The following is a 15,353-nucleotide window of genomic DNA, read 5'->3' on the forward strand; positions in this document are numbered from 1 at the left end:
GACATGTCTATCTACCTCAACAAGGACTCCAAGGTCATCGTCCAGGGCATCACGGGCGGTGAGGGCACCAAGCACACCGCTCTGATGCTCAAGGCGGGCACCAACATCGTCGGCGGCGTCAACGCCCGTAAGGCCGGCACCACCGTCTCGCACACCGACGCCGACGGCAACGCCGTCGAGCTGCCGGTGTTCGGCTCGGTCGCCGAGGCGATCGAGAAGACCGGCGCCGACGTCTCGGTCGCGTTCGTGCCCCCCGCGTTCACGAAGGACGCCATGGTCGAGGCCATCGACGCGGAGATCCCCCTGCTCGTCGTCATCACCGAGGGCGTGCCCGTCGGCGAGTCGGCCGAGGCCTGGGCCTACGCCAAGTCGAAGGGCAACAAGACCCGGATCATCGGGCCGAACTGCCCCGGCATCATCACCCCCGGCGAAGCTCTCGCGGGCATCACTCCCGCGAACATCACGGGCAAGGGCCCGATCGGTCTCGTGTCGAAGTCGGGCACCCTGACGTACCAGATGATGTTCGAGTTGCGCGATCTCGGCTTCTCGACCGCCATCGGCATCGGCGGCGACCCGATCATCGGCACGACGCACATCGACGCCCTCGCAGCGTTCGAGGCAGACCCCGACACGAAGGCCATCGTCATGATCGGCGAGATCGGCGGCGACGCCGAAGAGCGCGCGGCCGAGTACATCAAGGCCCACGTGACGAAGCCGGTCGTCGGCTACGTCGCGGGCTTCACCGCGCCCGAGGGCAAGACGATGGGCCACGCCGGCGCCATCGTCTCGGGCTCGGCGGGAACCGCGCAGGCGAAGAAGGAGGCCCTCGAGGCCGCCGGTGTCAAGGTCGGCAAGACGCCGTCCGAGACCGCCGCGCTCATGCGGGAGATCATCGAGAAGCTCTGACGCTTCCGGATACGACGAAGGGGCGGATGCTGCGGCATCCGCCCCTTCGCTGTTCTCCAGAAGCGCGTCTGGCGGCGATCAGACCCCGAGGAGCGCCTCGAGGGGGCCGCGGGCGAAGAAGATCACGAAGCCGCCGGCGACGACCCACAGCAGCGGGCTGATCTGCTTGACGCGGCCCGAGAGCGCGTTGACCAGCACCCACGAGATGAAGCCCGCGCCGATGCCGTTGGCGATCGAGTAGGTCAGCGGCATCACCGTGGCGGTGAGGAACACCGGCAGCAGGACGCGGAAGTCGCTCAGGTCGATGTGCGCGATCTGCGACAACATCATGGCTCCGACGATGACCAGTGCCGCGGCGGCGACCTCGGTGGGGACGATCGAGGTCAGCGGCGTGAAGAACATCGCGAGCAGGAAGACGAGGCCCGTCACGATGTTGGCGAGTCCCGTTCGTGCGCCCTCGCCGATGCCCGATCCCGACTCGACGAAGACCGTGGCCGACGACGAGCTCGTCGCGCCACCCGCGATCGCGCCGACGCCCTCGACGATCAGCGCCGACTTGATGCGGGGGAAGTCGCCCTTCGCGTCGGCGAGGTTCGCCTCCTTGGCCAGGCCCGTCATCGTGCCCATCGCGTCGAAGAAGTTCGAGAACACGAGCGTGAAGACGAGCATGACGAGGGTCACGATGCTGACCTTGCCGAGGTCGAAGCCGAAGTCGACCGCGCCGATGAGGCTCAGGTCCGGGACGCTGACCGGCGAGCCCGACAGTGCCGGGACGGTCAGCCCCCATCCGCCGGCGTTCTCGGTGGCCGGCCCGAGGTGCCAGATGGCCTCGACGACGATCGACAGGACGGTGCCCGTCACGATGCCGATCAGCATGCCGCCCTTGACCTTTCGGGCGACGAGGATGCCGGTGAGCAGAAGGGTGATGACGAACATCAGGGTCGGCACCGACGCGACGGATCCGCCGACGCCGAGCCCGACCGGGGGAGAGGCCTGGCCGGTCGAGGTCACGAAGCCGGAGTTGACGAACCCGATGAACGCGATGAACAGACCGATAGCCACCGTGATCGCGAGCTTGAGCTGCACGGGGACCGCATCGAAGATGAGCTTGCGCAGACCCGTGGCCGCCAACAGCACGATGATGACGCCGTTGATCATCACGAGCGCCATCGCCTCGGCCCAGGTGACCTCGCCCACCACGCCGAAGGCGACGAACGCGTTGATGCCCAGCCCGGCGGCGAAGGCGAACGGCAGCCGCGTGATGAGCCCGAACAGGATCGTCATGACGCCCGCGGTCAGCGCCGTCGCGGCGCTCACCGCGGCGAAGTCGAGGGTCGTTCCCGCCACATCGGGTTTGCCCGACAGGATGATCGGGTTCAGGATCACGATGTAGGCCATCGTGACGAATGTCACGAGGCCGCCACGGACCTCCGTGCCGATCGTCGAGCCGCGCCGGCTGATGTCGAAGAAGCGGTCGATGGCCCCCTGGGGCGCGCGCGATTGCGTAGTGTTCACAAAATCCTCCGAGAAGACGCTAGCGCGCCCGCGCGCGTCCGCCCGACACGCACAGACTCGCTGGGTAGGGTCGATCAGGCATGAATCGCCTCCTCGTCGCCCTCCTCTCCGCCTTCGACGCCCTCGTCGCGGTGGCCGTCGGCGTTGCCGCGGCCCTCGCGCCGCTGACCGTGCTCTGGGCGGTCGGCTTCGGCGGGGGAGCCGACTGGTCGTCGCTCTGGCCCGCGTCGGTGCGGCTGTGGCAGTTCGGAAACCTGGTGCCGCTGCAGGTCTCGCTGCCGCAGGAGTACACCGTGGCAGCCGGCATCGCCCCCGACGCGCTCACCTTCTCGCTCTCGCTGCCGCCCCTCGCGGTCGCGCTGCTGATCGCGCTGTTCGCCGCGCGGTCGGGGGCGCGCGCTGCCGGTGCCGGAGCCGGGTTCACCGGGGTGCTCGCCGGGACGGCGACCGTCGCCGTCGCCTCAGCCCTCGTGGCCGCCACGGCCTCGACCCCCTATGCCGTCGTCGAGACCTGGCAGGCCGTTCTGCTACCCACCCTCGTGTTCGCCGTCCCCGCCCTCCTCGGCTCGGTCGCCCGTGCGTGGCGCGACGGTGACGACGGGCCCGTCGACTCGCTGTTCGTGAGGCTCGACCGGAGCGGCTACGCAGCGGCCGTCTCGGCCGGCGCCCGCGGGCTCGCGATCGCCGTGGTCGGCTTCGCGGGTGTCGGTGCGCTGCTCGTCGGCGTCGCCGTGCTCGTCCGCGGGGGCGAGATCGTGTCGCTCTTCCAAGCAGCCAACGTCGATGCGATCGGTGCGACCGCCGTCACCATCGGGCAGGCCGCGTACCTGCCGACCTTCTTCGTGTGGGGTGGAGCTTTCGCCGCCGGGCCCGGGTTCTCGCTCGGTGCCGGCTCGACGGTCGCAGCATCCGGCACGCAGCTGGGCGTCGTTCCCGGCATCCCCGTGCTCGGGGCGATCCCGCCGGCGACGCCCCCCGTGCTGCTGCTCGTCGCGCTGCTCCTGGTCGCGCTCGGGTTCATCGCCGGCAGCGCAGCACGTCGCCGGATGCCCGCGCCGGCATCCGCGCTCGTCGCCGATCCCGTCCTTCCCCGCCTCGCCGCCGCGGCGATCGTGGCTGTCGGGGGCGGGCTCGCGGTCGCCGTCCTCTCGCTCCTGGCGTCGGGCGCCTTCGGCCCCGGCCGACTCGACCAGATCGGCCCGTCCGCGGGCGCCGTCGGTCTCGCCTTCGCGGTCGAGATCGGCGTCGGCGCGACGATCGCCTTGCTCGGCCCGCGCACCGTCCGCCACGCGGACGCGGCCGCCGAACGCTCCACCGCGGGGGATGACGATCAGGCGCGGCTCGCCGGAACGGCGCGGGTAGAGTAAGACGGTGCTGACGGTCGCGGTCCTCATCTCCGGTGGCGGGTCGAATCTGCGGGCCCTCCTCGATGCCGCGGCCGAGCCCGGATTCCCGGCCCGCGTCGTGGTCGTCGGCGCCGATCGCGCCGCCGACGGTCTCGCCCACGCCGACGCCTTCAACATCCCCACCTTCGCGGTTCCGTTCCGGGAGTACGCGACGCGCGAGGAGTGGGGCGACGAGCTCCTGCGCCAGCTCGAGGCCTGGGCTCCCGATCTCATCGTGCTCAGCGGTCTCATGCGGCTGCTGCCCGCCGCCGTCGTCGACGCGTGGGCACCCTGCATCATCAACACCCACCCGGCATACCTGCCCGAGTTCCCGGGAGCGCACGGCGTGCGAGACGCGCTGGCCGCGGGCACCGACCGGACGGGGGCGAGCGTCATCGTCGTCGATGCCGGCGTCGACACCGGGCCGATCCTGGCGCAGGAGCGGGTTCCCGTTCTGCCCGGTGACGACGAGACGACCCTGCACGAGCGCATCAAGCCCGTCGAACGCCGCCTGCTGATCGACGTCGTGCGGCGCATCGCGACCGGCGACATCGACCTCGCCGCGCCCGCTTCCCCGAACCCGACCGCTCCGACCGCCTGACGCACCGCAGGCCCCACACCGCACCCGAGGAGAACCGCCATGGCCGGACCGAGCCACGACCCCGCCCTCTACCGCGCACGCGACCTCGTCGCCGTCCGCCGCGCGCTCATCTCGGTGAGCGACAAGACCGATCTCCTGCCCCTCGCGCAGGCGCTCGCCGACGCCGGCGTCGAGATCGTCTCGACCGGAGGGTCGGCCGCGCTCCTGCGCGACGCGGGCCTGACGGTGACGGATGTCGCCGAGGTCACCGGATTCCCGGAGTCGCTCGACGGTCGTGTGAAGACCCTGCACCCGAGCGTCCACGCGGGACTCCTCGCCGATCTGCGGCTCGAGAGCCACGAAGCCCAGCTCGGGGAGCTCGGCATCTCGGCGTTCGACCTGGTGGTCGTGAACCTGTACCCCTTCGTCGAGACCGTCGCGTCGGGCGCCGCGCCCGACGACGTCGTGGAGCAGATCGACATCGGCGGCCCGGCGATGGTGCGCGCGTCGGCGAAGAACTTCGCCAACGTCGCGATCGTCGTCTCGCCCTCGTCGTACCCGGCCATCATCGAGTCCGTCTCCGCCGGCGGCACGAGCCTCGCGCAGCGCCGCGACCTCGCCGCCCGTGCGTTCGCACACACGGCCGAGTACGACCGTGCCGTGGCGACGTGGTTCGCCGAGTCGACGCTCGAGGGCGACGAGCTGCCGCAGCACCTGACGATTCGCGCCGAGCGGCTGGCCACGCTCCGCTACGGCGAGAACTCCCACCAGCGCGCCGCCATCTACACCCGCGCGGGCGGCCACGGCATCGCCCAGGCCGAGCAGCTGCAGGGCAAGGAGATGTCGTACAACAACTACGTCGACGCCGATGCGGCCCTCCGCGCCGCGTTCGACATGGTCAAGCCCGCCGTCGCGATCATCAAGCACGCGAACCCGTGCGGCATCGCCGTCACCGCGCCGCAGGCGCTGGATCCCATCGCCTCCGCACACCTGCGGGCCCACGAGTGCGACCCCGTCTCGGCCTTCGGCGGCGTGATCGCCGCCAACCGCACGGTCACGCTCAAGATGGCCGAGAACCTGCGCGACATCTTCACCGAGGTGATCGTCGCCCCCGACTTCGAGCCCGAGGCGCTCGAGGTGTTCAAGCTGAAGAAGAACCTGCGGGTGCTCCGTCTTCCGGCCGACTGGCGCCAGGAGCGCATGGACGTCCGCCTCGTCTCCGGCGGACTGCTGCTGCAGGACGCCGACCGCTTCCCCGACGACATCGAGTCGGTCGCGAAGGACTGGCAGCTGGTCTCCGGCGAGCGCCCCGACCCCTCCGAGCTCGAGGGCATGATCTTCGCGTGGAAGGCGTGCCGCGCCGTCAAGTCGAACGCGATCGTGCTCGCACAGGGCTCCGCGACGGTCGGGATCGGCATGGGCCAGGTCAACCGCGTGGACTCGTGCCGACTCGCCGTCGAGCGCGCGGGCGAGCGCGCGGCCGGCTCGGTTGCGGCATCCGATGCCTTCTTCCCCTTCGCCGACGGTCCGCAGGTTCTCATCGACGCCGGGATCAAGACGATCATCCAGCCCGGCGGGTCGGTGCGCGACCAGGAGGTCGTCGACGCGGCCCAGGCTGCCGGCGTGACGATGTTCTTCACGGGTGAGCGCCACTTCTTCCACTGACGTTCCGGCCTCTCCGCCGGCGTCGTGCGGGCCCGTCGAGTCAATAGTCGATCGCCGGGCCCGCGACGGACGATAGGGTCGCTTCGGGTGTGAACCGTTTCGGGGAGGAACGAGTGATCTGGGAGATCGATGAGCGCGCTCGGACGATCGAGGGGCTCGATGCCGACGGTCGGCCGAGACCGGAGTACGCCGCGTCGCTCGGGCTGCGTCCAGCACCGTTCGGCCGGCGCGTGCTGGCGACGGTGCTCGAGGCCATCGTCCTGCTGCTCATCCAGTCGCCGATGCTCATCGTCGTCGTCCCGGCGCTGAGCACGGCCATCCTCGCGGCCGATCCCGTCGAGGCGCTGACCGCTCGTGACGATCTGGTGCTGCTAATCATCCTCGCCGCCGTCAGCTCGGGGCTGTCGACCGCCTTCCTCCTGGTCCAGCTCATCCTGCTCGGTCGCCGCGGTGTCACCCTCGGCAAGGCGCTCACCGGCCTGCGGGCCGTGAACGTGCGCACCCTCGAGCGGCCGGGGTTCTGGCGCGGGGCCGTCGTGCGCTATCTCGTGCTCTGCGCGAGCATGATCGTTCCGCTGCTCGGTCCATTGCTCGTCATCGCGCTCTCGCCCCTGTTCGATCCCGCCCGGCGGGGCCGCGGCTGGCCGGACATGGCCGCCGCCGTCTGGCTCGTCGACGTCAAGCACGGGCTCAACCCCTACGACGACAAGCGGATGCGCATCGCGCGTAAGACCGTCGCGACCGATCTGCTCGACGTGAAGGCCGAGCTCCCCTCGCTCGCGACCCCGGTGGCCACCGGCGCGGCCGGTGCCTATGTCCCGCTCGCGCGTAACAAGGGGGGCGTGCTCGGCGCGGTGCGCTCCGCTCCCGGCAGCGGGATCATCGGCGAGACGGATGCCGCCGACGACGAGGTCCGCCCCGGCATCCCCACGACCGTCGCGCCGGCACCGTTCGTCGCGCCCGCTCCGGGAATGCCCGCTGCGTCACCGTCGCCCGGTGCGCCGGAAGCACCCGCCGGCGGCGGCAGCCTGGCGTCGCCCCCGGCGACCCCGGGCGTGTCTGCCTCCGCGCCGATGCCTGCCGCTGTCGCCCCCGGCGCGATCGTCGCTCCGGGCGCGGGCTCGGCATCGTGGACACCGCCCTCGCTGCTCGAAGATCCGGCACCGGCGCCGGCCCCGGCGGCACCCCCGGTTGCTCACGCGGCACCCGCCGCTGCTCCTCCGGCTCCCGCCGCTCCTCCCGCGCCCACCGCTCCCGAGAACGAGCCGGAGCCGGCATCCGCGTCGTCCGCGGTCGTCGAGCTGACCCTCGACTCAGGTGACACCATCGCCGTTCCCGGCGGCGGCGTCGTCCTCGGGCGCGCGCCCGCGACCGGCCCCGACGACGTGGACGTGCTGCCCGTGCCCGTGATCGACCACACCCGGTCGATCTCGAAGACGCACTGGGCGCTGCTGCGCGTCGACGGCCGGGTCGTGGCGATCGAACGCGGTTCGACCAACGGCAGCGTGCTCGTGCGAGGTGCGCGCGAGCAAGCTCTCGCGCCCGGGCATCCCGTCGACCTGCGCGACGGCGACACCATCCGCTTCGGCGACCGCTCCGCGGTCGTCGCCATCCGCTGACCTCCCCGCCGACCGACGTCGCACGGCTGACAGGAATCCTCGATGAGACTCAAGCTGACTCTCCAGCGCCGTGATCACACCGGCACCGACATCGTCGTCACGTCGGATTCGACGGCCACCGTGCACGACGTCGCCCGCCGGATCGTCGACAGCGATCCGCGACGGGAGGTCGCGGCAGGCGAGGCGGATGTCCTGACACTCACGGTCGCGCCGCCGACCTCACCCGACTTCGTCATGCTCGACCCGCACATGCTCGTCAGCGACGCGCCCATCGGGTCGGGGTTCGTCGCGTCGGTGACCAACCTGGGCGCGGATTACGTCGCCACGCGCGGAGCGGGCGGCCCCGTCGCCGCCATTCTCCACGTCGTCGGCGGCCCCCTCGCGGGACGCGAGTTCTCGCTGCCGCAGGGTCATTTCACGATCGGCCGGGCGCAAGGCAACGACATCGTCCTCGACGACCGGCTCGTCTCCAAGCGCCACGCTCGCATCGAGATCGGGGCATCCGTCGAGCTGGTCGACCTGAACTCGGCCAACGGCATCGTGATCGACGGCGGTCTCGTTCAGCGTCTCCGCGTCATCCCCGGTCAGCGCTTCCAGCTCGGCGACACCGAGCTCGTGGTCTCGATGGCCGAGACGTTCGCTCCGGTCGAGCAGGATCCGGTCCTCGAACGCGGCGGCAGCCTGCTGTTCAACCGCAGCCCCCGGGTCGAGGCGCGCTACGTCGGGGAGGAGCTCGAAGAGCCGCGGCTGCCCAAGGACCCGGTCTCGCGCCTCTTCCCCTGGCCGATGCTCATCGCTCCGCTCATCCTCGGCATCGCGATGTTCTCCATCACCAATCAGCCGCGCACGCTGCTGATCGTGTTCATGACGCCGATGATGCTGCTCGGCAACTTCGTCTCGCAGCGCACGCAGCTCGGCCAGCGCCAGCGCAAAGAGGTCGAGATCTTCGAGCGCACCTTCGAGGAGCTCGAAGAGAAGCTGTACCGGCTGCGTCCGCGCGAGCGCGAGGTGCGCAACGCCGAAGTCCCGCCGGTGGCAGTCGTCTTCGAGCAGTCCATGCAGCTCGGCCCCATGCTCTGGACCCGCCGGCCCGAGCATTGGAACTTCCTCTCGGTGCGCATGGGCACCTCGGAGGCTCCCTCGCGCACGAGCGTCAAGCGCGCGGAGAACCCCGACGCGCTGCAGGAGTACGTCGAACGCGTCGACCGCTTGCGCGAGCGCTACCGTCTGATCGACGGCGTCCCGGTTCTCGAATCGCTTCAGAGCGTCGGCGTCATCGGCGTCGCCGGCGGTGCCCGCGAGGCCGCCGACGCTCTTCGCGGTCTGGCCGTGCAACTATTCGGCCTGCATTCTCCGAACGATCTCGCGGCCGTCGCGCTGACCGAGCCCGAGTGGGCGAAGGAGCTCGAATGGCTCAAGTGGCTGCCGCACACCTCGAGTGAGCGCAGCCCGTTCCGTGACATGCCGCTGTCGGATTCCGCCTCCACGGGGGCCGCGCTGCTGTCGGGTCTCGAAGAGCTCGTGATGCGTCGGTCGAAGGCGGCGGCCGCGCCGCGTCTGCCGTTCGACGACGACTGGGACCCGATGCGCTACGGCACCGACGTCCGGCGCGCCGCTGAAGAGGCGACCTTCCCGGGGCAGACCGCGGTGCTCGTCATCGTGACCGCCGACGCGCCCGTCGACCGCGCGCGTCTGATCCAGGTGCTCGAGCGCGGCGCCGACGTCGGGGTCTACGGCATCTTCGTCGCACCCGTCGTCGATGCGCTGCCCGCCGTGTGCCGCTCGTTCGTCGACGTGTCGGCCGGTCTCGGCGCGGCGCGCGTCGGTACGGTGCGCAGCGGCGTGGAGTACCCCGTCACCGAGGTCGAGGGCGTCTCGAACGAGCTCATGACCGTGCTCGCGAAGCGTCTCGCGCCGGTCACCGACGCGAGCACGATCATCGAGGACTCCTCCGACATCCCGAACTCGGTGATGTTCCTCTCATTGGTCGGCTCGGAGCTCGCGTCCGACCCCACCTTCGCGGTCGAGCGCTGGCGTGAGAACAACACGATCCTCGATCGCTCGGGCGCTGCGCTGCCCCGCCTCAAGAAGGCGGGCAACCTCCGCGCGATCGTGGGCCAGGGCGCCACCGACGCCATGACGCTCGACCTGCGCACACAGGGCCCCCACGCCCTCGTCGGCGGTACCACGGGTGCCGGCAAGTCGGAGTTCCTGCAGGCCTGGGTGCTCGGCATGGCGGCCGCCCACAGCCCCGACCGCGTCACCTTCCTCTTCGTCGACTACAAGGGCGGGTCGGCCTTCGCCGACTGCGTCGAGCTGCCGCACACCGTCGGCCTGGTGACCGACCTGAGCCCGCACCTGGTCCGCCGCGCCCTGACGAGCCTCCGGGCCGAGCTGCATCACCGCGAACACCTGTTCAACCGCAAGAAGGCGAAGGACCTCCTCGAGCTCGAGAAGCGTCGTGACCCCGAGACCCCGCCCGCTCTCGTGCTGGTGATCGACGAATTCGCCGCTCTCGCCGGCGAGGTGCCCGAGTTCGTCGACGGAGTCGTCGACATCGCTCAGCGCGGCCGTTCGCTCGGTATCCACCTCATCATGGCGACGCAGCGTCCCGCCGGCGTCATCAAGGACAACCTCCGCGCCAACACGAACCTGCGCGTCGCGCTGCGCATGGCCGACGAGTCCGACTCGAAGGACGTCGTCGACGATCCCGTGGCGGCACGCTTCGACCCCAGCATCCCCGGCCGCGGTATCGCGAAGACCGGCCCGGGCCGGCTCGTGCCCTTCCAGTCCGCCTATGCCGGCGGCTGGAGCACCGATGAGGTCGTCGCCGCCGATGTGAGCGTCGCCGAGCTCCGCTTCGGCTCGGTGCAGCGCTGGGAGGTCGACGAGAAGCCCGAAGACCCCGCTGCCGAGGTCGACCCCGGGCCCAACGACCAGAAGCGCATCGTCGCGACCCTCGTCGCTGCGGCCAACCGGGCGGCCATCCCTGCGCCGCGGCGGCCGTGGCTCGACGATCTGGAGACGACCGTCGACATCCGCTCGTTGCCCGCGGGCAGAGCCGGGTCGATCCTCATCGGCAAGAGCGACATCCCCGAACGCCAGCTGCAGGAAGCGGTCTACTTCGATCCCGACCGCGACGGCTCGATGCTCGTGTACGGCACGAGCGGCTCGGGCAAGTCGACGGTCCTCCGCACGATCGCCATCGCCGCCGCGACCACGGGCCGCCGCGCCGAGAACATCGAGGTCTACGGCCTCGACTTCGGATCGGGATCGCTCAAGAGCCTCGAGATCCTGCCACACGTCGGATCGGTGATCCCCGGTGACGACGCCGAGCGTGTGCAGCGCATCATGCGTTCGCTCGGCAAGGTCCTCGACGATCGCGGCAAGCGCTTCAGCGCCGCCAACGCGTCGACGATCGCCGAGTACCGCGAGCTCACCGGCCGTGACGAGGCGCGCATCGTGCTGCTGCTCGACGGGCTGCCGCAGTTCCGGGCCGAGTGGGAGTCGACGACGGCGCGGATGCCGTTCTACCAGGCGTTCATGCGGATCCTCGGCGAGGGCCGCCCGCTCGGCGTCCACGTCGTGGCGACCGCCGACCGCTCCGGGTCGGTGCCGACGGCCGTCAGCTCGAACATCTCGCGTCGCGTCGTCCTGCGCCTCTCCGACGAGAATGCCTACGCGCTACTGAACGCGCCGAAGGATGTCCTCGACGAGCGATCTGCGCCGGGTCGGGCGATCGTCGACGGGTTCGAGACCCAGATCGCGGTGCTCGGCGGCACGCCGAACGTCGCTGAGCAGACGAAGCTGCTCGGTCAGCTCGCCGACGAGCTGCGTTCGCGCGGCGTGCGCGAGGTCGCCGAGATCGGCTCGCTGCCGACGCGTCTGGCACTCGCCGACCTGCCCGACCGCATCGGGGAGTTCCCCGTACTCGGGGTCGCCGAAGACACGCTGGCGGCGCGCGACTTCGACCCCGTCGGCACCTTCGTCGTCGCCGGCCCGCCGATGGCGGGCAAGACCACGGCGATGAAGGCGCTCATCACCTCGATGACGCGCCTCGACCCCGAGGTGACGCTGTTCCACTTCGGCGGGCGCCGGTCGCAGCTGCGCGATTTCGCGCCGTGGGTGCGCAGCGCCACGACGCCCGACGACGCGAAGGAGCTCGCCACCGAGCTCGCGGAGCTCGTCGCGGATGAGACGCTGGGGCGCCGCATCCTCATCGTCGTCGAGGACGTGCCGCAGTTCGCCGACTCGCCCGCGGAGCGCCCCCTGAAGGCGCTGTTCCAGGCGGTGAACCGCAGCGATCACCTGCTCATCGGCGATGCCGACGTCACGCAGGTGACCAGCGGGTTCGGCCTCGTCGGCGACTTCAAGGGCGGCCGCAAGGGCATCATCCTCAAACCGGATGCCTTCGACGGCGACGCCGTGTTCAAGGTGCCGTTCCCGAAGGTCAAGCGCAGCGACTTCCCTGAAGGCCGCGGAATCTTCGTGCAGGCCGGTCGCGCCGTCACGGTGCAGATGCCGCTCGTGGAGTCCGAGACCGTCGCGGCGCCCGGTCCTGTGGCGGCCAGCGCCGCGGAGGTCGTGTCGACGGACACCGTCACCGAGACCATTCGCTGAGTCGGATGTCGTCGGGGCGGGTCCGCGCGTCGCCAGCCACTGCGGGCGGGCGGTGGTGGGCGTGGATCGCGGGCGCCGGGATGACGTCCGCGGTCGTCTCGGCTGCCGTGATGTATCCACCGCTCCGGCGTATCCGGCTCGACCCCGGCCTCGCCCTTCCGATCATGGTGACGGCATCCGTCGTCGCGGTTCTCGCTCTCGGCGCGGCGGCCGTCGTCCGGCCTGCGGCAAGGCGAACGGATGCCGCGATCATCGCCACGATCGTCGCGGTGGCAATGGTCGCGGCGATCGGATACCGCGCTGGGGTGGGAACGTCTGCGGGCACGTCGTTCTCGGAAGCGCAACTGCGGCTGTGGTTCGCACTCGCCGTGGCGCAGGTCGTGCTCCTCGTCATCATCGCGGTGCGATCGCCCCGCCCCCGGCGCGCCGATGAGGTGCGGCGGTGAGCATGCGGAGAAGTCTGTTCGGTGCGACGGCGGCCGCGTTCGCGGTCACCGTTCTGACGGGATGTGGGGCGACGGTGGCAGAACCGACAGGTGAGGAACTGTTCGAGCGGGCGGAGAGCCTGTATCTGGATTTCCGGGAGACGACGAACGGAGTGCTTGCGGCGGTCCACGACGGGCCCTGGGAGGTGGGGCGTACGGGATGCTGCCGTCGGGAGTCGGGTGCGGCGACGGGTGGAAGTTCGATCTGACCCGGACGGTGAGCATCGATCCGGCGGAGATCCCGGACAAACGGGAGGCGGTGTCTCAGCATCTGGTCGAGGCGGGTTTCGAGGTCGAGGGTATGGATCTCGCGTCCGGGACGGTGTCGTCGGGTGATGTGATCGTGCGCAAGCAGGGGGTGTACTCGCTGTTGACGGTGACGTTGATCGACAACGGCAACGTGGTGCTGACCGCGACCTCGCCCTGCTAGCCCGGCGACATCGAGGAATTGGACCGGATGATCTATGGTGACGATCCGATTCCGGATTGGCCGGCCCCAGAGCAGGAGGCGCCCTCCGACCCGATCTTCTTCGGCATCGCCGATGGTGAGCCGCGGCTGCCCTCTTCCCCGCCGCCCGCAGACTGAGCGGGCCGCGGAGAGTTGACCGGGGTTGTGGATCACACTCACCCCTGGGAGTGGCGGCGTCGTTCTCCGGCACCGCGGTGCTCGTGCCACCCCGCCACGAGCGCAACCGGGGTCCGGTCGTCGCCATGGCCGTCTTCGTGGGGGCCGCGCGCTCTGGCGTACGGGACTGTACGGTGCGGTTGCCGCGCCGGGACCTCGTCCGACGGTGTCGTCGTTGTCCGCCTGGGCTGGCGCCGTGCCGCAGCCGACCGCCTCACCACGCCGAGCGCACTCCGCGAGCCGAACGCTCTATGTGGTGATCACCGTCGTCTCACGCACTCGTTGCATACCTCATCGGGTCGCTCGTGCTGTCGGGTGGCCAAGTGAGCGCACCGATGGACACGAAGCGGGACGCCGTCATCCCCTCACCGCTCTTCCTCGTGCCGACGGCGATCCTGGTCGGCCTCGCTGCGGCTCTCCGGGGTTCTCGCGCGATCCTGAGCGCGGAGACGCGGTTCAGTCGCCTCGAAACGGTCGCTTTCCAGCGGCATTCCGAGATCTTTCATACCCTGGCGCTGCGCGTCGGGACGGCGGAGATGCGCGTCAGAACGGTGGTGGTACGTCGGGTGGTGGCCCAGCCGTGCCGGGTGGTTCTGGGATCGTGAAGGTGACCAGTGGTGGTGGTGCGTCTTCGCGATAGACCCGCCCGGTCGGTGAGGTCCAGACGAGGGTTCCACCCGCGAGTTGTGCCACGTGCCATCTGGTGTGGTGTTTGACGTCGTGGTGGCGTTTGCAGAGGTCGGCGAGGTTGCACACGTGTGTCTTGCCGCCGTCGGATGCGGCGATGGTGTGGTCGAGTTCGCATCGGATGGCGGGTTGTCGGCATCCGGGGAAACGGCAGTGCCGGTCCCGGGCTCGCAGCAACCGGATCATTGCCGCGGTGGGCCGGTACGCGTCGCATTCCAGGACGGTTCCGGTGACGGGGTGGGTGAGGAGCCGGTCCCACGAGGTGGCGTTGCCCGCCAGCTCGCGGGCGGTGGCGGCGTCGATGGGGGAGCGTCCGGCGAGATCAGCCGGCTCCTCATCGTTGCCCATCAGGGTCAAAGCCGACACCGCGACCTGTACGTGCGCGCGGATCGCTCCGAGGGTGCCGTTGCCGTCACCGGTCGCGGTGGGGTCGAGGGCCGGTGTTCCGGCCAGCAGGAGGTCGGAGAACACGTCGGCTCGAACCTGGTCGATGCTCCGGCCGTCGTCGATGAACGACGACCCGACATCAAGCGTCGTTTCGGCGTCGGGTGCGCCGCCATTCGCGTCGGCTCGCGTGTCGGCTCGCTCGTCAGGAACGCCCGCGGCGTCGCGCGCAGGTCGTGCGTTGATGATCTCCCGCGCCTGTCGCGTAAGTCGGTCGACGATTCCGTCGGCGATCACGGTCGGCAGCGTCGCGATCAAATCCGACATCCCGTCCGGGCCGGGCTTAACCGAGACGCACCTCCCCGCCGCGACCTCCTCGTGGCGTTCCGCGAACGATCGCGGGTGCACCCGTTCGGCGACCATCTGGAGCGCGTCGCGCACCCGGTTCGGGGCGTCGCGTTCGCACTTCTCGATCGCGAGGCGTTCGAACTCCGCACGGTCACCCGCCGGGATGACGCATCCGACGTCCTGGATGACCCGCACGTGCCCGCGGACGATCCGCCCGGCCTCCCATGCCGCCATCGTCAACGGGTAGTTGTCGACGAGGTCTCGGGCTTCGTCGATGCGACGCTGCAACGTCCGGTCGGTCGCGACGAACACCCCGGCAAGCTCGGCGGCGATCCCACGCAGTGCCATCTCCCGCGCCTTCACCCGCTCGGACGCGCCCGCCGACTGCTGCTCAGCCAGCACCCCCGCCGCCGCCAGAACCCGCACCTCCCGGACCTGCCCGGCCCGCACCACATCCGCAGCCGCCTCGGCATCCGCGACCAGCGCCGCGAGCGCGGCGACGTCGGCGTCGCTGCCCATCCCGCTGCCGGATGC

10 protein-coding genes are annotated in these 15,353 nt (G+C 70.5%); 8 read left to right on the plus strand and 2 right to left on the minus strand.

Going from position 1 to position 15,353, the window contains the following annotated elements; all coding sequences use genetic code 11:
• Nucleotides 1-3 precede the first annotated feature (3 nt).
• A complete protein-coding gene (sucD, locus tag DEU36_RS11995) occupies nt 4-906 on the plus strand; it encodes a succinate--CoA ligase subunit alpha (protein WP_120264586.1) in 903 nt (300 codons plus the stop codon).
• Nucleotides 907-984: 78 nt separating this feature from the next.
• On the opposite strand, the gene DEU36_RS12000 is transcribed toward sucD, so the two are convergent.
• Entirely contained in the window at nt 985-2,421 is a 1,437-nt protein-coding gene (locus tag DEU36_RS12000) for an NCS2 family permease (RefSeq protein ID WP_120264587.1), read from the minus strand.
• Between the two features lie 80 nt (nt 2,422-2,501).
• Here DEU36_RS12000 and DEU36_RS12005 point away from each other — a divergent pair, with 80 nt between their 5' ends.
• The 7 genes from DEU36_RS12005 to DEU36_RS12035 all read left to right on the plus strand — a co-directional run bounded on the left by DEU36_RS12005 (nt 2,502) and on the right by DEU36_RS12035 (nt 13,205).
• Nucleotides 2,502-3,788 carry a DUF6350 family protein gene (locus DEU36_RS12005; protein ID WP_183045389.1) on the plus strand — a complete coding sequence of 429 codons (1,287 nt, stop codon included), beginning with the start codon at nt 2,502-2,504 and terminating at the stop codon, nt 3,786-3,788.
• Nucleotides 3,789-3,792: 4 nt separating this feature from the next.
• Nucleotides 3,793-4,407, plus strand: a complete 615-nt coding sequence (purN, locus tag DEU36_RS12010) for a phosphoribosylglycinamide formyltransferase (protein ID WP_120264588.1) — start codon at nt 3,793-3,795, stop codon at nt 4,405-4,407.
• A gap of 39 nt (nt 4,408-4,446) precedes the next feature.
• The gene (purH, locus tag DEU36_RS12015; RefSeq protein WP_120264589.1) at nt 4,447-6,051 is read left to right on the plus strand and encodes a bifunctional phosphoribosylaminoimidazolecarboxamide formyltransferase/IMP cyclohydrolase; all 1,605 of its coding nucleotides are present in this window, start codon (nt 4,447-4,449) and stop codon (nt 6,049-6,051) included.
• 113 nt (nt 6,052-6,164) lie between these two features.
• Nucleotides 6,165-7,670 carry an RDD family protein gene (locus DEU36_RS12020; protein WP_147374407.1) on the plus strand — a complete coding sequence of 502 codons (1,506 nt, stop codon included), beginning with the start codon at nt 6,165-6,167 and terminating at the stop codon, nt 7,668-7,670.
• A gap of 42 nt (nt 7,671-7,712) precedes the next feature.
• Nucleotides 7,713-12,290 carry an FtsK/SpoIIIE domain-containing protein gene (locus tag DEU36_RS12025; protein WP_120264591.1) on the plus strand — a complete coding sequence of 1,526 codons (4,578 nt, stop codon included), beginning with the start codon at nt 7,713-7,715 and terminating at the stop codon, nt 12,288-12,290.
• Between the two features lie 80 nt (nt 12,291-12,370).
• The gene (locus DEU36_RS12030) at nt 12,371-12,736 is read left to right on the plus strand and encodes a hypothetical protein (protein ID WP_120264592.1); all 366 of its coding nucleotides are present in this window, start codon (nt 12,371-12,373) and stop codon (nt 12,734-12,736) included.
• 256 nt (nt 12,737-12,992) lie between these two features.
• Nucleotides 12,993-13,205 (plus strand): hypothetical protein, encoded by a 213-nt coding sequence (locus DEU36_RS12035; protein WP_147374408.1) that lies wholly within the window; start codon nt 12,993-12,995, stop codon nt 13,203-13,205.
• Between the two features lie 738 nt (nt 13,206-13,943).
• On the opposite strand, the gene DEU36_RS12045 is transcribed toward DEU36_RS12035, so the two are convergent.
• Nucleotides 13,944-15,338 (minus strand): HNH endonuclease signature motif containing protein, encoded by a 1,395-nt coding sequence (locus DEU36_RS12045; protein ID WP_120264595.1) that lies wholly within the window; start codon nt 15,336-15,338, stop codon nt 13,944-13,946.
• Nucleotides 15,339-15,353: the final 15 nt, after the last annotated feature.

Origin of the sequence: Microbacterium sp. AG238 (assembly GCF_003610405.1) — a bacterium.
Taxonomy (GTDB): domain Bacteria; phylum Actinomycetota; class Actinomycetes; order Actinomycetales; family Microbacteriaceae; genus Microbacterium.